Below are 18,123 nucleotides of genomic sequence, written 5' to 3'. Positions count from 1 at the left end.
AGACCGTTGGCGGACCCTGTACGGCGCCCTGAGGGCTGTTTGCAGGGTTACAGGCTGCTTTGTTCATGCCGCACGCCTTGAGGCGGTCTCAAGGCCGTTGGTGACCGCACGGCGGGCGTAGGCCTCGGGGACGCCCACGGAGACGGCGGCGGCCACGATCTCTTCCCCCGCGAGGTCGAGGGCGCAGGGGCCGGGGCAGTCGGTGTGCTGGACGGCGAGGAAGCGTGCCGCCCCGAACGCCTGCGATCCCGCCCCGGATTCGGCGTGCGCCCGGACCAGGGCGAGGCCGCGATCCAGACCGGTACGGACGTACCGCTCCGTGTGGCGGCAGCCGGTGGCGACCGTACGGTTCCAGGTGGCGCGCTCGGGGAGAGAAGACACCACCTCCCCGGCGGCGGGGGTGGTGTCTTCCTTCACCGCGAGGGCGCGCACGGCATCCGGCAGGACGGTCATGCGACCGGTGCCGGGCCCCAGCCAACGGGCGTACGACATGAGGGACTTGACGTCCACGCCGGACCGTACGTCGTTGTGGGAGGGCATGACGCCCCGGTAGAGCCAGTGCTGTCCGCGCGTGGTCGGCACGGTCCGTGTGGCGGGCAGGGTGTCGCGGGCCCACGCGACGGCTGCCGCGTTGTCGAGGTCGACGACGGTCAGCCCGGCGCCTCCGGGGTGGTACGCGACCGCCGCCGCGCGACGCCATGCCGCCTCCCACTGGGGGGAGTTGAGGACGTGCGGGTTGGTGGTGGCGGCGGCCCACGCGTGGCAGACGCCGGGGCACTGGCAGGGGCCGGGGGCCTTCATGTTCGGCCGGCCGCCGCACGCGTTCTTCGCGCAGGTACGGCAGTTGCCGAACGGCACCTTTCCCGCCCGCAGCGGCAGCACGGGGACCCCGCGCGCGGCGAGGGCGAGCGCGGTGTTCAGGTGCGCGTTCATGCCGCCGCGCTCCCGTCTGTCCACAGGCTGAGGACGCGGTCGTTGAAGGCGTTTCCGGCGGCGGCGATGGCGGTCTTGTCGTCGGCGCGGATGGCGTCGAGGAGGGCGGCGGCTTCCGGGGTGGGGCCGGGTGCGGGTACGTCGTCGAGGTCGCGGGCCAGGGTGCAGAGCAGGGAGCGGGTCAGGTACTTGTCGAGGAACATGCGGTGTTCGATCAGGACGAGCGGCGGACCGACCGTGAGCAGGGTCAGAACGGTGCTTCCGTCGGGGGCGGTCTCGGTGCGGGCGGTGACGACTCGTTCGGTGCCGTCGGGCAGTCGCGGGTGAATGCTGTGCTCGGGCATGCTGGATGTCTCCAGTTCCTTGATGGGTGACTGGCTGACAAGGGCGACCCCCACTTCCGCCAAGAACACGGGGTCGCCCTTGGCGTAGCTAGAAGGGCGGTTCGCTGCTGTAGCCGTCGGGTCCCCACGGGTCACGGCCGTTGTCGTGGCGACGCAGACACCGGGGCCGGTTCGGCAGGGGTATCAGGAGCCAGCGCCGGGACTCGTTCCAGCACTCGCACGGCTCCCAGTCGCTTCCGGCGTACTCGCCGTTGTCGTCGCCGTAGGGGTGCTCGATGCCGCCGAATCCCCCACAGTTGGAGCAGTCGGGGCGTGGCGTGTCGGTCAGGACCAGGGCCCTGCGGGGCCAGTGGGCGACCTGAATGCGCAGTCGGATCACGGGTGTTGTTCTCCCTTGTCAGCCGTAGAACTTGTTGCGCTTGATGACGGCCTTGCGGATGTTGACCGTTGTCCCGCCGTGGTGGCCGCTCGCGCTGAACACCTGCACGGCGATCCAGCCGCCGAAGATGACGGCGGCGAGGATGACGAGTTGGGTGATCAGGGCGGTCAGGGCGGTGATGAACGCGGTGAGCATGAGGAGTCCGCCGCATACGGCGAGGAACCCGACGCCCCCGAGCGCGACGTTCACGGCCGCGCGGGAGACGGGCGGCTTGGCCGCGACCGGCTCGGGCTGTGCGGGGTTGATGGCGTAGCCGGTGACGACCCGTCCGTCCGGCAGGACGACGCTCGCCACGGACGGAATGGCGCCGGGCTGCACGGGCATGAGTGGCGCGGTGTGCGCGGAGGCGAGCGGGGCGGGGCGGTGGACTTCCACGGCCGCGACCTGGTGGCCGGTCGGGTGGTAGGCGGCGGGTTCGTTCATGTCTTGATCTCCCTTCTAGTGACGGATGCCGGGGAGGGCGTCGGTGACGGCGGTGACGAGGTGGTTGACGGTGTCGGCCGCGCCGGTGTGGGCGAGGTAGAAGCCGAAGAGCGCGACGACGACGGCCGCGCCGAAGCCGACGGCCTTGAAGCGGAGCAGCAGGACGGCCACGACGGCGAGCAGCAGTACGAGCGGGATGGTCAGGACCATGGGTGTCTCCGGGCGGGTCAGCGGGTGCCGGCGCGGTAGGTGCGCGCGGCGCGGTTGTAGATCCAGCGGCCGACGCGTATGCGCTTGCCGGTCGCGTCGCAGCGGCGGCAGTCACGGCCGCGCTTGGCGTTGCCCTTGCGGTCGGTCTTGATGCCGTGGCCCATGCCGTGGCACTTGCGGCAGTCGCCGAACGGGCTCAGCCAGCACTTGGCGCTGTAACACAACGTGACGGCGAGTAGGCAGGCGATAGCGAGCAGGGGAAGGCTCATCAGGGGCCTCTCAGGCGGGTTTTGAGGGTTTCCGCAGGTCGGCCGCTATCTGCTAGCGACCTGATCAGGTTCGGTTTGGGTCGCTAGCAGGGTCGCTTGCGCAAGCGACGGGTGGTGCTTGCGCAAGCGACCCCGGGGACCTATCCGGCGTCCCGCTTTTCGTTGCGCTGCGTAATCGCGGCGGCGAGATCCTCGCGCTTGATGCCGCGCTTGTTGACGACCTTGCCGTCGACGCGGCGGCTGATCTGCTCGGTGCTCACGCCGTGCGGCTTGAGCGCTGCGGTGAGCGCTTCCGCCTTGGGCTTGGGCTCCAACTCCGCCCACGGGCCGTAGACGTCGGGGCGCAGGTCGGCGAGGCGGTCGACGATGGTCTCCGACCACACCTTGGCCTCGCCCTTGCCCAGCACGGCCGCGACGTCGTCCAGGACCGTGGCGGACACCTCCGGGGCCGGGGCCTCGCCGGCCGCGTCACCGGTCAGCGTGCCCTCCGCCTCGCGCAGCGCGGCGGCACGGGTGAGGATGCGTTCGGCGTCGCGGCCGTCGGCGAGGTAGGTGCGCACGATCCCGGAGTCGTCCGACATGCCCTTGAGCAGGCCAACGCCCTTGTGGGACTTGAGGAGCTTGGACGCGTCCAGGCCCTCGGAGTACGAACCGGCACCGAGGATGGTGTCGGACACCTGGTAGGCGCCGACCCGCAGCGCGAACCGCGCCTGGTGCTGGTCGCGCAGCTCGGAGGGGCAGGCCTTGTCGTCCGGCTTCTGCGTGGACGTCATCACGCTCACACCCACGGCGGGGGCGACCCGGGCGAGGTAGACGAGCAGGGAAAGGATCTCCTTGCCGTGTTCGGGGTGCTGCAAGTACTCCTGCACCTCATCCACCACGAACAACGTGAGGGGCATGTTCAGCTTCTTGTCCCGGCTGATCTCCGGGGTCAGCTTGCCCTCCGGGCAGATGTGCAGCGGCAGTTCCGAGAGCCGGTGGTAGCGGTCCTCCACATCCGCCTTCAACTCCCGCAGCGACGTGAGCAGATGCGCCACTGGGTCGATGCCGTTCTTGGGCACGATGCCGAACCCGATGCGGTGCGCGACCAGCGCGAACCGGCGCCAGTCCGGCGACGCCTTCCCGTCGAACACATACAGGCGCACGTACGGGTCGAGCGCGGCGGCGAGCGCGATCGTCCGGGCAGAGAACGTCTTGCCCTGCCTCGGGACGGCGCCGACCAGCAGGGACAGCCACAGCATGGTCGCCATGACCGGGTTGCCGCGCTCGTCGACACCCCACGGGAACGGCTTCCAGAAGTCCACCCGAGTCGCCCCCAGCAGCGGCGACCTGCCGGACGGCACGGCGAGCGGGTCACGGTCGGCGATCCAGTACGACACCCTGCGCTCGCTCGACTCGTCCCTGTCCAGGAAGAGCTGAGTGGCGGCGATGTCCAGGCCCGACGCGAGCTTGGTGTGCGCGTTGAGCGCGTCTTTGAACGACTTGCCGAACGGCAGGTCGACGACCACGCGCCAGCCGTCGCCGTCACGGCCGATCGGACGCGGGAAGGCGATGTTCTGATCCTTGCTGGTCAGCCCGGACACCTCGTGTGCGCGGATGACGATGTCCGAGGACAGCTTGCGCTTGCGGAACGTCACCTTGGCCATGTCGATCAGCGGCCGGTCCGCCGGCGCCCCCACCACACCCAACGTGGTGGCCAGTGCCGCCATGGACAGCATGAGCAGCCAGGACGGCGCCATGACGTACAGGGTCAGGGTGGCGGCGAGGCCGACGAACCCGCCCACCGTGGCGACGATCCCGCGCAGGCGGACGCGGTCGTTGCGCTGCCGGGACAGCTTCAGGTACTCGGCAGCGTCCTCGTTGGCCACGGAGTTCAGACGCAGGCCCTTGCCCTCGGCGTCGAACACCCAGCGGCCGATCGCGGTCGACCAGCGCCACGCGCCGCGCGGCGAGTACATGCAGATCTTCGGCGTGTAGACCAGCGGCAACCGGACCGCGTGGTAGCCGATCACAGTCGAGTAGTGGCGAACGGCCCACTTGCGGACGGCCGTTCGCTGGTCGGGGAGTTTCACCCAGTCCGGCAGGACCGGCATGCGGGCCTTGTCCTTGGCCTCCATCCATTCCGCGACCGAGGGCGGGTAGACCTCGCGCGGCGGGTCGACCGGGGCGCCCTCGCTCAGGCCGTCGGCCTCCGGGTCGTCGGTGTCGGGGAGTTCGGCCTCCCACTCACCCGGCTTCACCGTGCCCTCGCCCGGGGCGGTCGGGTCGGGGTCGGTCTTCTTCTTCAGCGGGAACGGCAGCACGTCGGCCGTCGGCTGTTCGGTGCCCTCCGGGTCCCCGGTGGGCGTGAACGTGGTGGTCTCGGTCACGATGTACGTACTCCTTCGGGAGTCGACGGGTCCGGCCGGCTTGCTGTGGAAGGTCGGGCGGCCGGACCCGGGATACGAGGTGGTTCAAGCGGCGCGCTGGTCCTCGGGGTAGGCGCACGGCACGCACATGCCGAGCGAGCGGGGCATGCAGTAGCTGTAGATGACCCCGCATTCGGGGCAGGTCTGGCGGGCGAGCATGGCGAGCGCGAGGGCGCCCCACTTCCGCGAGGTCATCGGGCGTACGGGCTTGGCGAGGTCGATGAGGTAGAGGTAGGCGACGCGGACCGTGCCGGAACGGCGGTTGATGCGCATGACCTGCGCCGCTACCGGCTGACCCCCCGGACGCAGCCCCAACGCCCTCAACTGCCGGCGGGTGGCGTACTGCTCGTCGTCGGGGGCGTACTTCCAGGGGAAGGTGGGGACGCCGTAGCGGACGCCGGTGGGGTCGTAGCACTTGCCGAACGCGGCGGACATCAGGCGACCCGCTTCCATGCCGCCCGGAGGCGGACCTCGGATGCGGAGTGGCCGGCCGAACGGAAGCGGATCGCCATCTCGCGGTACGACAGGGCGGGGGTCTCGCTGGTACGGATCTCGTCGACCAGCCCGTCAAGCTCCCCATCGGTGAGCGGGGGAGACGCCCAACCGATCGCCGCTACCGGCTCGGAGCGTCCCCACACGGGGAGTTCCCAGGCGGGTGTGACGCCGGGCGTGACGCGGCTCGTCACACTGGTCAAGGCCCTGCCGGTGTCCTCGCCCTGACGGGCCGTCTCCAGCGTCGACCACGCCCGCGACAGACTCTCAGCGGTCCGCGCCTGCACCCGGGCGACGCTCGCCCCCGCCTGCGTCACGGCCGTCAACCGCGTCGTCTCCGTGGCCGCTTCCGCCCGCAGGCGGGCACGGGCCACGGCGGCTTCGTCGCGGGCTTCCTGCTGAATGCCCCGGATCGCGTCCAGCGCGACCGGGGTGAGCGCGGTCCGCTCCCACATCCCGTGGACCAGCCAGAGGGCTTTGGCAGCGATCGGCAGCCAGGCCACGGCCAGCCACGCCCCCGCGGATGCTTCGGCGGTGAGTGCGTGGACGATGAGGACGCCGGCGGCGATCGCGCCGAAGCACCAGCCCACGGCGGTCACGGTGCGGGAGTGGTCGCCCTGTGCGGCGAGGCGCCGTTCGTAGGCGAGGGTGGCCAGCCATCCCCCGTCGATCCCGAGACCGACGACCAGGGCGACGGGCCACGGCATGGCCGTGCCGAGCCACATCACGACCACGGCGAGGGTCAGCACCATCGAGACGGCCGTCATAGCGACGGCCGGCAGCACGGTCCGGGCGTTGCGCCTCATGCCGCACCCCCGACCAGCACCGGGGCGGCAATGTCGCCGTAGCCGACCAGTTCCAGTTCCGCACCCGCATACGTGGTGACCACCCGCAGGACTGCCGTACGGCCCTCGCTCTGCACGTGGAAGTCGACCGCGTCGGGCGCGATGTCCAATGCCTTGCGCCAGGCCTCGAAGCCCGGCAGACCGGAGTGGAACGCGATCTCCAACCGGTCCGGGTAGAGGGGCGAGATGTGCACGGTCGGCGCGGGCAGGTGCCCGAAGTCCAGGGTCAGCACCCGCAGTACCCGCAGCGCGGCGGTCAGGCTGTCCAGGGTCAGGTTCTCGGTCATGCCGCCGCCTCCTTGGGGTGCGCGGTGCGGGTGCCGGGCCGTCCGGTACGGCGCCCGGCGGTCGTCGTGTGGGTCGGAGCACCGGCGGCGGGGTCGCACCAACCGCCGCCCGCCCGCTTCGCCGTGTACATGGCCTCATCCGCGAGCCGCATCAGCAGCGACAACGCCCCCGGACCGCCCTGCGGGGCGGCGGGAAGGAGGTCACTGCTGAGCGAGGCACCGATAGAGACACCGACGCTCAGGTCGATGCCCTCGAAGCGGAACGGGGCGGTGACCGCGTCGTGCAACGCCTCCAACAGCCACGCCAAGCGGTGCACGGCGGGCAGCGGGACAGCGGCGATGAACTCGTCTCCCCCGAGACGGCCTACGACCGCCCCGGGGTAGGCGGACACGGCGTCGGTCAGGCTCGCGGCGGTGGCGCGGATCGCCGCGTCCCCCGCCGCATGGCCGAACCTGTCGTTCAACGCCTTGAAGCCGTCGAGGTCGACCAGGATCACCGCCGTGTGCATCTGACGGCCCAGAATCCGCAGGGCCCGCCGCTCGAACGCGGCACGGGTCCACAGACCGGACAGCGGGTCGCAGCGGGCAGCCGTCAGACGACGCCCCAACCACAGGCCGTGAACACCCCACCCGCAGGCGATCGAGCCCGCCGCAGTGACAGCAGTCAGCAGCGCGCTCATGCCGCACCACCCGACGTGGCCGCGCCGTCCAGGTTGGCCAGTTCACGGCGAGCGGTGAGCAGCCGGCGCCGGGCACGGCGAACGCGCTGCCGGTCCACCTCGGAGGGAGCGCGGTCAAGGGTCATGATCTGCGCGTCGATCAGGTCAACGTCCGCCAGGATGACGGGCATCTCGGAGTCGATCGCGTCCAGCTCCGCGCTCGTCGGCTCCAAGAAGTCGGCGAACGCAGTAACAGCTTCCTGAACAGTGACGATGTGTTCCATTGGGTCGTGTTCTCCCTAGCAGGTGGTACGGCCCGAACAGCACCCCCGGAGCTCCAACTCCGGGGGTGCGCGCCGTTGGGGTGGTGGGGTGGTGGGGTGGTGGGGTGGTCAGGAGTTCTTGGGGGTGCGGCCGTCAACGGCCGCCCCGTGCACGGGCGTTGTCCTCGCTGCGCTTGTTCGCCTCGCCGTTCTTGCGCGAGAGGTCCTCGCGTTCCTTGTCTGTCAGACTCGTGATCACAGGTGCCTCCGGTAAGGCGTCTGTGCGCGGTCCTTCGGGGTGCAACCCGGGGGACCGCTTCTGTGTCGGTGCCGGCGGATTCCGACTCCCCGCGCTGCCTCCCGTCCGGCACCGCGCGAGGCGGGCCGTACGGGAGGCAGAGGCAGCCGGCCGCAACGCGCACGGCGCTGCGAAGCCAGGAAACGGACCGGAGAAGGAGCGGGCACCGCCGGCCGGTCCGATCCGGCGGTGACCTTGGTATGTCGTCGGTCCATGACCGACCTCCCGCAGATGGCAGGGACACGGCTTCACCGGTCCGCCGTTGCGCGGCGGACCGGTCCCGAGCCGGTTGGTCGGGTGCGTCATCGTCACTGCTCTGACGCCAGCAGGCGGCTTGCACGAAACGGTGCAGGTTGGCGTGCCGCCGACGACGTCACCCGGTCGCCTCGGGGGCGGTCTTCTCATCCCGCCACGTGCGTTGGAGCCCCGCTGTATCTCCCCACACCCGTCACCGGGTGGCGCCTGCCAGGCGCGTAGGGGGAGAGCTGCGTCCATCACAACGGTTTGCCCCCGGACCCTCGCCCTGGGCACCTGCCATGACCGCCGCTCCCGCGTCAGCCCCGCACGATCACTGTTCAGTTTTCAAGTAACTGTGGTGCTGGTCGAACGCAACTTTCCGAGCAAGTGACCTAGGTCGCTTGTCGTTGAGTAGAAGCTACCTAGGTCACTTTTGGCTCGTCAAGGGTTTACTCAAGGTGGTTACAAACGACCTAGGTCAAGTACGCTTTCGAGGTGGACTCACAGCCGAAGCGGAAGCCCAACGCCCGCGAAATCGCCGCCAGGATCAGAGACGAGATCGCCGCGGGAACGTTCGGCCCTGGGGACCGCCTCCCGGGAGGCCGTGCCTACGCCAAGAAGCTCGGCGTATCGCTGATGACTGTGCAAGGCGCCTACGCACAGCTCCGGGATGAGGGGCTGGTGGAGGGCGTTTCCGGGAGCGGTACCTACGTGCGCGACACCGCCCCAGGCGAGCAGACGCCCCGTGAGTCGGCCCAACGCCTGACCGACCTGCAAGCCGAAGTCGCACGTGTCTCCGCCGAACTGGCTGGCGTCGTTGAGCGCATCAAGCAGCTTGAGGCGGCCGTGGGTCCCACGGGAGGGGAGCCCGGCGCTTAGCGGCTCTCGCGGTGCGTTCGTCGTCATGCTCTAAGCGTGTCCCGGCGAGCGCGCCGTGGGTACGTACTCTCGCTGCCGCTGCACCGAACTAATCCGAACTCTGGCTGTGTATCAGGGTGTTGGCGCTGCGTCAGGAGCTGCAAGACTGGTCGCATGGCTGAACTGAACGGAAAACCCGTCACCCTCGACGAACTCCAGAGCCTCGCCCTCACGAACTATGGCCACTTCACATCCATGCGTATGGAGGACGGCACCGTTCGGGGTCTGTCGCTTCACCTGGATCGCTTGGTGCGGGACTGCCGCATCGTTTTCGGCGTCGAGTTGGACCGAGAGCAGACGCTGATCTACATCCGCAAGGCAGCCGAGGGCGTCACTGGTGTCGCTGGCCTGCGCGTCACGATCTTTGATCCCGCCATCGACATGGGACGCCCCAGTGACGCCCAAAGTCCTCACGTGCTGGTGAACTTGCGGCCGGCGGGCGCGCTCTCTCCATCGCCACTCACCGCCAAGTCCTTCACCTTCACTCGCGACAGCGCAGAAGTGAAGCACATCGGACTTCACTCGCAACTCCGGATTCGGCGTGACGCACAACTCGCCGGTTTCGACGATGCGGCTTTCGTCGAAGCAGACGGTCGCATCTCCGAGGGCGGCACGTGGAATCTCGGTTTTGTCGACCAGGACGGGACGGTTATTTGGCCGGACGCTCCCGTGCTCCCCGGCACGACGATGCTCCTACTCCAGAGCCTCGACGCTCCCAAGCAAGTCGCTGCCCCCGTCCGGCTTGCTGACATCCAGAACATGGCCGCCGCATTCGCCACGAACACGACGATTGGCGTGCGCTCTGTGAGCGCCCTCGACGACGTGCAGTTCCCGCAGGACCACCCAGTGCTCGACGCACTGCGTGTCGGCTACGCCGGAATTCCCGGCGACCGCTTGTAAACGCGTGCTGCCGCCCCTGCCAGGGGCGGCGATTCACGACAGAGGTAGCCCATGCCACTCGTTACGAAATGGACCGGACGTGAAGTTAAGGCACTGCGCGAAGCCGTACGAATGAGCCTCATGGAGTTTGCCGAGAAGCTTGGGGTGTCCGACCGTATCGTCTCCCGGTGGGAGGCAGACGGAGAGCAAGCGACCCTGCGCATGGTGAATCAAGCGGCCTTGGATACCCTGCTCGCCAAGGCAGACCAGGATACTCAAGGCCGCTTCATTGGCATCCTCGCGGCGGACGACATCCCCACCCAAGCAATCATCGACCCTGGTGAAGATCAGACGAGCAGCGGCGAGTACGTGAAGCATCCCGGTGACGGGAAGCTCATGGCGCATGTTCCGGAAGGGATCTTTCTGGCAGGGGAAGACGACGATCCCGTGTGGGTGGACGAATTCCACATAGACACCTTCCCGACGACCAACGCGGATTACGCGCGGTTCTGCGCGGCCACTCGGCGCTCGGTACCTGAGCATTGGGAGAACGGCCGATGCCTGCGGGAGTTGTACGACCACCCCGTCGTGCACGTGACGTGGCGCGACGCGGACGCGTACGCGACATGGGCAGGGAAGTCGCTCCCGACAGCGGAGCAGTGGGAGAAAGCGGCGCGCGGTACCTCCGGCCGTACCTTCCCGTGGGGCGACCAGAAGACTGCCGCAAAGTGCAACGTCCGAGAGACCGGAGTCGAGCGCACGACCTCCGTCTCTCGGTATCACAGCGGTGTCTCGCCCTACGGGGTCTACGACATGGTGGGTAACGTGTGGGAATGGCTCGCGACGCCGACCGCGCCAGGGAGGTACGAGTTGAGGGGCAGCGCATTCACGAGCCCTCTGTTCCGGGGAGTGCCAGCCGTACCGAATGACGCCAACGACACGATGCAGGACGACGACACAGGGTTCCGGTGTGTGTCGACGCCTGAGCAGATGACCCCCCGCAAGAGGTGACGCTGCGGGCCCCTTTCGGGGTCCATGGGCCATGTGTGGGCCAGACCGGTCCCCGCCGGAGGCGAAACCGTACGTGACCAGGGCGTTCATTATGCTTGCTTGACGCTCTTGAAAACCGTCGTCGCAGCGATGTGACCGTGGGTTCAAATCCCACACCCACCGCGGCGTGAGAGCCCCTGACCAGTGAGAACGGTCGGGGGCTCTCGTCGTGTCACCACGATTCGGCCTGGAGGAACAGCGTGACCGCCTCTACGGCGAACCAGATGACGAACGCCAGACACGCGAGCCACAGCCCCCACAGGACCCAGCGGAACCAGTGGACCCGGCGGACCTCTCGGCGTATGCGCATGGGGGGATCATCCCCCGTCGCGGGCCTGTGACGAGGTGGAGAAAGAAACCTGAACTCGCTTTGGTCGCTCGGGAGTTCAAGGCCGATGCCCCGTCATCCGGGCCGCCGAGGCGATCGTCGCCCGGGCCTCTCTCTCGGTGAGCCCCGTGCCCAGCGCCGCCTCGACCAGGGGCTCGGTCAGCGCGGGCCCGATGTCGTTCTCGTAGGCGCGGCAGGCCGCCCAGAAGAGGCGGGTGTTGCGTTGGCCCTCGTGGGCGGCGAGGACGAACTGGACCAGGCCCTGGCCGTGTTGGCCGGTCGAGGTGGGGGTCGGGTGGTGGGAGCGGGGCGGGGGGAGCAGGAGGCGCAGGAGCGAGGGCGGGCACGGGGCCGGTGCGAGGTGGGCGGTGGCCGGGGCGGCGCCGTAGAGGCCGTGGTCGGTGCGGGAGCCGGGGCCGACGAGGTAGCCGCCGGCGCCGCGGATGTCGATGCCGGGGGCGAGCCGGCTCGCGGAGTTGGGGACGACCACGTCGGGCGGGCCGCTGAGCCAGAGGTGGCGGCCGCCGCTGGGGGTCAGGACGACGACCGTCTCGGGAATCGTGAACAGGTGGCGGAGGGCGAGTTCGCGCAGGGCGGACGAGGAGTCCGTACCCGACTTGGTGTCGAGGTCGATGCCGATCAGATGGTGCGGCGGCAGCCCGCACGCGATGCCGTAGCCGGTGGCCCAGGGCGCGGCGGCGAACAGTTCGCGGATGCGTGCCGGGTCGGTCGAGGCGTCGTACACCCCGTGGCCGAGGCGTCCGCACTCGCCGTGGCAGGGCACGCCCACCGGGTCGGCGTCGAGGTCGTCGCGGTGCGGGGAGCGCAGGGCCGGGAGTTTCGTCCGGGACAGGGGGATCACGGCCAGTCCGCGTTCGGCGGCTGACAGGGCGTGTGCGAGGGCCAGCGTTGTGGCCTGCCGGTCGGTGGTGGCCATGCCTCCATGTTCGTACGCATGTTCGAAAAAGGGAAGAGGGGGAGGCTACGACTCGCCGAGCGGGGCGTAGGGGCCGGAAATGTGGAGGAACGCTTCGCCCCTTGGGGTGTCTGGGGCGAGCTGTCCGTACTGCGACGGATGACACCTTCTGGGCAGCCAAGGGGGTTTATCGACTTGTCATCACGCTTCAGAGGGAATAACCGCTTCCGCTCTGGTTCGCCGGGGATCCGGTGGGCAACTCTGATCTCGCGACGTTGTGCACCACACCGAGGCGGTCGGCCAACTGCCTTGGCAGCAGCAGTACTTGAAGCCGTAGTTCATGTGCGTCCGGCCACGGAGCCGGTACGCGCCCTGTTCTGGAGGAACAACATGGCAAGCATCCGTACCGCCCGCATCATCGCCGCCGTCTCCGCCCTTCCGCTGGCAGCCGCCCTCTTCACCGGCGTCGCGGCGGCGGACAACGGCGCCATCGCGGGCAACGGATCGAACGCGGGTGTGGCGACCGTCAGCGGGAGCGGCGTCGGGCACGACAACAAGGGCAACTCGTCCACCACGCAGCAGCAGGCGGTCGGCTCCGGAGCCTCGAACCAGAGCAACACCGCCCAGGTCAACGGTTCCGCGTTCACCGCCATCAACCAGGGAAACGAGAACGTCGCCGTCAACTTCGCCAACTTCTGGTAGCCGGGCCCGACTTCCGCGCGGGGATGCGCGGGGGTGCCTGAGGTGTGCTCTCTGGGGTTGTGACGCGTCTGCGCGGCGGTGCTTCGGTACCGCCGCGCAGGCGTTTTTCGTGTGCCACGCGTGCGTGCCGCACGTGTGTGCCCGGACGCGCGGCGCCTCTCCGGGAACGACCTTGACAGTGCACGACATCTGACGGACAGTCAGAAACCATCGTCCGCAGGACTACGACGACACGGAGGTCCGGCGTCGTGCACCTCGCCCCCACCGAACGCCAGCAGCGGCTGCGCGCCGAACTCCGTACGTACTTCGCCGAGTTGATGCCGGACGGACCACCCGGCACGGACGACCCCCAGGGCCAGCGGGCCCTGTTGCGCCGTATCGGGGCCGACGGCCGGCTCGGGCTCGGCTGGCCGGTCGAGTACGGCGGTCAAGGGCGCGGCGCCGACGAGCAGTTCGTGTTCTTCGACGAGGCCTACCGGGCGAACGCGCCCGTCTCGATGGTCACCCTGAACACCGTCGGACCGACCCTCATGAAGTACGGCAGCGAGGAGCAGAAGGCCGCCCTCCTGCCGGGCATCCTGCGCGGCGAACTCGTCTTCGCGATCGGCTACAGCGAGCCGTCGGCCGGTACGGATCTCGCGTCGCTGCGGACGCGGGCGGTACGTGAGGACGGCCGGGGCTGGCTGATCGACGGGCAGAAGATCTTCACCTCCAACGCCCACAACGCCGACTGGATCTGGCTCGCCTGCCGCACCGACCCCGAGGCCCCCAAGCACCGCGGCATCTCGATCATCCTCGTCCCCACCGACGCCCCCGGCTTCTCGTGGACGCCGATCGAGACGGTGGGCGGGCAGCGGACGACGGCCACGTACTACGACGGGGTCCGGGTCCCGGCGGGCAACCTCGTCGGCGCGGAGAACGAGGGCTGGTCCCTCATCACCAACCAGCTCAACCACGAGCGGGTCGCCCTCGCCGCGACCGGAATGCAGGCCGAGGACTTCTACACGGCGGTGCTGACCGCCGCCCGCACACCCGATCCGGTGACGGGGCGGCGCCGGGTCGACGAGCCGTGGGTGCGTTCCCAACTGGCCGAGGCACATGCCCGGCTGGGGGCGACACGCCTGCTCAACTGGCGTCTGGTGGGTGATGTGGGGGCAGGCCGGCTGGCACCCGGCGACGCGAGCGGCGTGAAAGTCGTGGGAACCGAATCGACGGTGGCGGTGTACCAGATATGTCAGCACGTCGCCGGAGCGGACGGGACAGCCGGAGAGACCGGTTCAACGGGACTGACGGGGCTGGTGCGTTCGGGATCGCCGGGTGTCTTCGGGGACGGCGAGCTGGAGCGGTTGAACAGGGCGGCGCAGATCAACACGTTCGGGGGCGGGGTGAGCGAGGTGCAGCGGGAGATCGTCGCGACGATGCGGCTCGGGATGACGAGGGGGGGGCGGTGAGCACGGTGATCGACGAGCTGGGGGCGCGGCTCAAGACGTACGAGGGACGTGCGGCCGCCGTCGCGGGCCGGGGGAAGGACCCGGTCAACGAGCCGATGATCCGCCACTGGTGCGAGGCGATGGGCGACACGAATCCGGCGTACACGGGACCGGACGCGATCGCCCCGCCCACCATGCTCCAGGCCTGGACCATGGGCGGCCTCTCCGGACACACGGGACGGACCGGGGCCTACGACGAGCTGTTCGACCTCCTCGACGAGGCGGGCTGCACCTCGGTGGTCGCCACCGACTGCGAGCAGGAGTATCTGCGGCCCCTGCGGCCGGGCGACGAGGTCACGTTCGATGCGGTGATCGAGTCGGTGTCGGACCGCAAGACGACGAAGCTGGGCACGGGGTACTTCGTCACGACGCGGATGGACGTCCGGGTGGGCCCGGACCTCGTCGGCACCCACCGCTTCCGCATCCTCAAGTACGCCCCCGCCCACGCACGCCAGAAAGGCAGAGAGGGGGCGAAGCCGGAAGAGAAGCGGGCCCGCGCCCGGCGCCCGCGCCCCGTCGTCAACCGGGACAACGCCGGCTTCTGGGAGGGCGTGCGACGGCACCGACTCCTCATCCAGCGCTGCACGGACTGCGCGACCCTGCGCCACCCCTGGCTCCCGGGCTGCAACGCCTGCGGCGGCCTGGACTGGGACACCGTCGAGGCGAGCGGCGAGGGCACGGTCTACTCGTACGTGGTGATGCACCACCCGTCCTTCCCCGCCTTCACGCAATCCGATGATGCCGCTGACGCGGCGGGCCCTTACGCGGTCGGCCTGATCGAACTCGCCGAGGGCGTGCGGATCGTGAGCAACGTGGTGGGGGTGCCGTACGACAAGGTCCGCGTCGGGCTGCCGGTACGGCTCGAATTCAGGCGGTACGACGAACCGCAGCCGCAGGGCGGCGAGTCGGGCGGCGCCGAGTCGAGCGGCGACCCCCTGGTGCTCCCCGTCTTCCGGATCCAGGAAGGCCGAGAGGGCGAGGTGGGCTGACATGGACTTCACGCCCACGGAGGAGCAGTCGGCGGCCCGTGACCTGGCCGCCCGGATCTTCGGCGACCTCGCGACACCCGAGCGGCTCACGGCGGCCGGCACGGACAGCGACCCCGAGCTGTGGAAGGCCCTGTGCGCGGCCGGACTGGTGGGCGCCGTAGAGGAGTTGGGCCTGCTCGGGCTCGTGCTCCTCCTGGAGGAACAGGGGCGGACGACCGCGCAGGTGCCCTTCGCGTCGACCTGTGTGTACGGGCTGCTGGCGCTGGCGGCCCATGGCTCACCCGAGCAGCGGGAGCGGTTGTCGCCGGGGATCGGGGACGGGTCGGTGGTGGTGTGCGGGGCGTTTCCGGCGCAGGGGGGTGTGCGGGCGAGAGAGGTACGGGGTGGGACTGAAGGGGGTTCGGCGCAGGGCGAGTTGACCGGCACGGTTCCTGTCGTGCCCTGGCTGCGGGACGCCACGCACGTCCTTGTCGCCGACGACCGGCACGGGTTGTGGCTGACCCCGGTCACGGATGCCGTGCGCGTCGAGGCGGTCGAGCTGACGGCGCCCTGGTCGGCGGGGCGACTGACACTCGACGGGGCATCGGCGGAGCGGCTCGGTGCGGGAGGCGTGCACCCCGCTGCCGAGGGCCACCAGCCCCCCTCCCGCCCCCCGACTCCCTCCCCCTACAGCGACGTTCTGGCCACCGCCCGCACCGCGTTCGCCGGTCTCCAGGCCGGGGTCTGCGCCGGTTCGCTCGCCCGGGCCGTGGCGCACGTCAACACCAGGGAGCAGTTCGGGCGCCCGCTGGCCGCGCGGCAGGCGGTCCAACTCCGGGCCGCCGACGCGCACATGGACATCGAGGCGATACGGGTGACGGCGTACGAGGCGGCCTGGCGACGGGACGCGGGGCTGCCGTACGCCACGCACGCGCTGACCGCCGCCTGGTGGGCGTCCGAGGCGGGACAGCGCGTCGTCCACACCGGTCAGCATCTGCACGGCGGGGCCGGAGCCGACCTGGACCATCCGGTCCACCGGCACTTCCTGTGGGGCCGGCAGCTGGACGCGTACCTGGGCTGCGGGGGCGAAGTGCTCCAGGAACTGGGGGAGTTGATCGTCAGTGAGGAGGAGGCGCAGTCATGAGGGCAGGTGAGGAGTTGCCCCCGCTGGAGATCGAGATCACCCGCACGCTGATCGTCGCCGGAGCGGTCGCCTCCCGGGACTACCAGGACGTGCATCACGACGCGGAGGCGGCACGGCAGAAGGGTTCCCCGGACATCTTCATGAACATCCTGACGACGAACGGTCTGGTGGGCCGCTACATCACGGACCACTTCGGACCGGGGGCCACGCTCCGCAAGGTGGCCATACGGCTCGGCGCCCCCAACTACCCCGGCGACACGATGGTGTTGACCGGCAGGGTCGAGGAGACGGACGGCGACACCGCGACGGTGCGGGTGGTCGGGGCGAACGGCATCGGCAGACATGTGACCGGCACGGTGACCGTGACCGTGCCGAGGGAGGCCGGGGAATGAGCGCCCGCACCCGCGACACCCTCGGCGGACGGGCCGCGATCGTCGGGATCGGGGCGACGGAGTTCTCCAAGGACTCGGGGCGCAGTGAGCTGCGGCTGGCGGTGGAGGCGGTGCGGGCCGCGTTGGCCGACGCGGGGCTGACGCCGGCGGACGTGGACGGGATGGTCACGTTCACGATGGACACCAACCCGGAGATCACCGTGGCCCAGGCCTGCGGGATCGGCGAGCTGTCCTTCTTCTCCCGGGTCCACTACGGCGGCGGCGCGGCCTGCGCGACGGTCCAGCAGGCGGCGCTGGCGGTGGCGGCCGGGATCGCGGAGGTGGTGGTCTGCTACCGCGCCTTCAACGAGCGGTCGGGGCGCAGATTCGGCTCGGGAGTGACCCACCGGGAGCCGTCGGCGGAGGGCGCGGCGCTCGGCTGGTCGCTGCCGTTCGGGCTGCTCACACCGGCGTCGTGGGTGGCGATGGCGGCGCAGCGGTATCTGCACACGTACGGACTGACACCGGAGGTGTTCGGGCAGGTGGCGGTGGTGGACCGCAGGTACGCGGCGACGAACCCGGCGGCGTACTTCCACGGCAGACCGATCACCCTCGCCGAGCACGCGGCCTCGCGGTGGATCGTGGAGCCCCTCCGGCTGCTGGACTGCTGCCAGGAGACGGACGGCGCCCAGGCGATCGTCGTCACGTCGGTGGAGCGGGCCCGTGATCTGCCGCGTCCGCCCGCGGTCGTCGCGGCGGCGGCGCAGGGTGCCGGGCGGGCGCAGGAGCAGATGACCAGCTTCTACCGCGACGATCTGACCGGTCTTCCGGAGATGGGCGTGGTCGCGCGGCAGCTGTGGCGGACGGCGGGGCTCGGGCCGCGGGAGGTGGACGTGGCGATCCTGTACGACCACTTCACGCCGTTCGTGCTGATGCAGTTGGAGGAGTTCGGATTCTGCGGGCGGGGGGAGGCGGCGGACTTCGTGGCCGAGGAGCGGGTGCCGGTCAACACACACGGGGGACAGCTGGGGGAGGCGTATCTGCACGGGATGAACGGGATAGCGGAAGGCGTCCGACAGGTGCGGGGCACTGCCGTGAACCAGATACCGGAGGCGGGGCGGGTGCTGGTGACGGCGGGGACGGGGGTGCCGACGTCCGGGCTGGTGCTCACGGCCGAGGGATGAGCCCCCAGGGGTAAACCCGCAGTACATGTCACCCCCTCGTCCACCTTCAGGAGGTGGAGCCAGCCC

At 69.9% G+C, this 18,123-nt stretch carries 23 protein-coding genes; 10 read left to right on the top strand and 13 right to left on the bottom strand.

The features are described from left to right. Positions 1-63: 63 nt before the first annotated feature. The 12 genes from ACIRRY_RS16035 to ACIRRY_RS15980 form a co-directional block, all read right to left on the bottom strand. The gene (locus tag ACIRRY_RS16035; protein WP_403972625.1) at positions 64-933 is read right to left on the bottom strand and encodes a bifunctional DNA primase/polymerase; all 870 of its coding nucleotides are present in this window, start codon (positions 931-933) and stop codon (positions 64-66) included. Further along, complete coding sequence (locus ACIRRY_RS16030) at positions 930-1,346, bottom strand: hypothetical protein (protein ID WP_403972623.1); 417 nt, start codon at positions 1,344-1,346, stop codon at positions 930-932. Before ACIRRY_RS16030 ends, ACIRRY_RS16035 begins: the two co-directional genes overlap by 4 nt. Before the next feature lie 19 nt (positions 1,347-1,365). Then, positions 1,366-1,656: a hypothetical protein gene (locus ACIRRY_RS16025; protein WP_403972621.1), complete on the bottom strand. Its 291-nt coding sequence runs from the start codon at positions 1,654-1,656 to the stop codon at positions 1,366-1,368. Between the two features lie 18 nt (positions 1,657-1,674). Continuing rightward, entirely contained in the window at positions 1,675-2,139 is a 465-nt protein-coding gene (locus tag ACIRRY_RS16020) for a hypothetical protein (RefSeq protein ID WP_403972619.1), read from the bottom strand. Positions 2,140-2,154: 15 nt separating this feature from the next. Beyond that, complete coding sequence (locus tag ACIRRY_RS16015) at positions 2,155-2,349, bottom strand: hypothetical protein (protein WP_403972616.1); 195 nt, start codon at positions 2,347-2,349, stop codon at positions 2,155-2,157. Between the two features lie 17 nt (positions 2,350-2,366). After that, positions 2,367-2,618, bottom strand: coding sequence for a hypothetical protein (locus ACIRRY_RS16010; protein WP_403972613.1), 252 nt, complete (start codon positions 2,616-2,618; stop codon positions 2,367-2,369). Between the two features lie 140 nt (positions 2,619-2,758). Beyond that, positions 2,759-4,987, bottom strand: a complete 2,229-nt coding sequence (locus ACIRRY_RS16005) for a cell division protein FtsK (RefSeq protein ID WP_403972611.1) — start codon at positions 4,985-4,987, stop codon at positions 2,759-2,761. Positions 4,988-5,071: 84 nt separating this feature from the next. Then, a complete protein-coding gene (locus tag ACIRRY_RS16000; RefSeq protein ID WP_403972608.1) occupies positions 5,072-5,461 on the bottom strand; it encodes an RRQRL motif-containing zinc-binding protein in 390 nt (129 codons plus the stop codon). Then, positions 5,461-6,324 carry a protein spdB gene (locus tag ACIRRY_RS15995; RefSeq protein WP_403972605.1) on the bottom strand — a complete coding sequence of 288 codons (864 nt, stop codon included), beginning with the start codon at positions 6,322-6,324 and terminating at the stop codon, positions 5,461-5,463. Before ACIRRY_RS15995 ends, ACIRRY_RS16000 begins: the two co-directional genes overlap by 1 nt. Next, positions 6,321-6,650 carry a hypothetical protein gene (locus ACIRRY_RS15990; RefSeq protein ID WP_403972602.1) on the bottom strand — a complete coding sequence of 110 codons (330 nt, stop codon included), beginning with the start codon at positions 6,648-6,650 and terminating at the stop codon, positions 6,321-6,323. The genes ACIRRY_RS15995 and ACIRRY_RS15990 overlap by 4 nt, the downstream gene beginning before the upstream one ends. Then, a complete protein-coding gene (locus ACIRRY_RS15985; protein WP_403972599.1) occupies positions 6,647-7,330 on the bottom strand; it encodes a GGDEF domain-containing protein in 684 nt (227 codons plus the stop codon). Before ACIRRY_RS15985 ends, ACIRRY_RS15990 begins: the two co-directional genes overlap by 4 nt. Further along, the gene (locus ACIRRY_RS15980; protein WP_403972597.1) at positions 7,327-7,593 is read right to left on the bottom strand and encodes a DUF6284 family protein; all 267 of its coding nucleotides are present in this window, start codon (positions 7,591-7,593) and stop codon (positions 7,327-7,329) included. The genes ACIRRY_RS15985 and ACIRRY_RS15980 overlap by 4 nt, the downstream gene beginning before the upstream one ends. A gap of 1,009 nt (positions 7,594-8,602) precedes the next feature. Between ACIRRY_RS15980 and ACIRRY_RS15975 the strand changes: the two genes are divergently transcribed. The 4 genes from ACIRRY_RS15975 (at position 8,603) to ACIRRY_RS15960 (ending at position 11,295) form a co-directional block, all read left to right on the top strand. Then, positions 8,603-8,986: a GntR family transcriptional regulator gene (locus ACIRRY_RS15975; protein ID WP_403972594.1), complete on the top strand. Its 384-nt coding sequence runs from the start codon at positions 8,603-8,605 to the stop codon at positions 8,984-8,986. A gap of 153 nt (positions 8,987-9,139) precedes the next feature. Next, complete coding sequence (locus ACIRRY_RS15970; protein ID WP_403972592.1) at positions 9,140-9,925, top strand: aminotransferase class IV family protein; 786 nt, start codon at positions 9,140-9,142, stop codon at positions 9,923-9,925. A gap of 51 nt (positions 9,926-9,976) precedes the next feature. Continuing rightward, positions 9,977-10,915: an SUMF1/EgtB/PvdO family nonheme iron enzyme gene (locus ACIRRY_RS15965; RefSeq protein ID WP_403972590.1), complete on the top strand. Its 939-nt coding sequence runs from the start codon at positions 9,977-9,979 to the stop codon at positions 10,913-10,915. 263 nt (positions 10,916-11,178) lie between these two features. Continuing rightward, a complete protein-coding gene (locus ACIRRY_RS15960; protein ID WP_403972588.1) occupies positions 11,179-11,295 on the top strand; it encodes a hypothetical protein in 117 nt (38 codons plus the stop codon). Between the two features lie 45 nt (positions 11,296-11,340). Here the strand turns inward: ACIRRY_RS15960 and ACIRRY_RS15955 are convergent, their stop codons facing one another. After that, positions 11,341-12,219 carry a bifunctional DNA primase/polymerase gene (locus tag ACIRRY_RS15955; RefSeq protein WP_403972586.1) on the bottom strand — a complete coding sequence of 293 codons (879 nt, stop codon included), beginning with the start codon at positions 12,217-12,219 and terminating at the stop codon, positions 11,341-11,343. Positions 12,220-12,588: 369 nt separating this feature from the next. Here ACIRRY_RS15955 and ACIRRY_RS15950 point away from each other — a divergent pair, with 369 nt between their 5' ends. From ACIRRY_RS15950 to ACIRRY_RS15925, 6 genes are all read left to right on the top strand, one after another. After that, positions 12,589-12,900: a hypothetical protein gene (locus ACIRRY_RS15950; protein ID WP_200690873.1), complete on the top strand. Its 312-nt coding sequence runs from the start codon at positions 12,589-12,591 to the stop codon at positions 12,898-12,900. Between the two features lie 248 nt (positions 12,901-13,148). Further along, positions 13,149-14,351, top strand: coding sequence for an acyl-CoA dehydrogenase family protein (locus ACIRRY_RS15945; RefSeq protein ID WP_403972584.1), 1,203 nt, complete (start codon positions 13,149-13,151; stop codon positions 14,349-14,351). After that, on the top strand, positions 14,348-15,379 hold the full coding sequence (locus ACIRRY_RS15940) for a bifunctional MaoC family dehydratase N-terminal/OB-fold nucleic acid binding domain-containing protein (RefSeq protein ID WP_403972582.1): 1,032 nt from the start codon (positions 14,348-14,350) through the stop codon (positions 15,377-15,379). Before ACIRRY_RS15945 ends, ACIRRY_RS15940 begins: the two co-directional genes overlap by 4 nt. A gap of 1 nt (position 15,380) precedes the next feature. Then, positions 15,381-16,502, top strand: a complete 1,122-nt coding sequence (locus ACIRRY_RS15935) for an acyl-CoA dehydrogenase family protein (protein ID WP_403972579.1) — start codon at positions 15,381-15,383, stop codon at positions 16,500-16,502. Further along, positions 16,499-16,894 carry a MaoC family dehydratase gene (locus ACIRRY_RS15930; protein WP_403972577.1) on the top strand — a complete coding sequence of 132 codons (396 nt, stop codon included), beginning with the start codon at positions 16,499-16,501 and terminating at the stop codon, positions 16,892-16,894. Before ACIRRY_RS15935 ends, ACIRRY_RS15930 begins: the two co-directional genes overlap by 4 nt. Further along, a complete protein-coding gene (locus ACIRRY_RS15925; protein WP_403972575.1) occupies positions 16,891-18,057 on the top strand; it encodes a lipid-transfer protein in 1,167 nt (388 codons plus the stop codon). The genes ACIRRY_RS15930 and ACIRRY_RS15925 overlap by 4 nt, the downstream gene beginning before the upstream one ends. The last annotated feature ends 66 nt before the right edge of the window (positions 18,058-18,123 follow it).

Source organism: Streptomyces sp. NPDC101776, from assembly GCF_044766845.1.
Classification (GTDB): domain Bacteria; phylum Actinomycetota; class Actinomycetes; order Streptomycetales; family Streptomycetaceae; genus Streptomyces.
The sequence above is the reverse complement of the archived record's forward strand: the minus strand, read 5'-3'. Positions and strand labels throughout refer to the sequence as shown.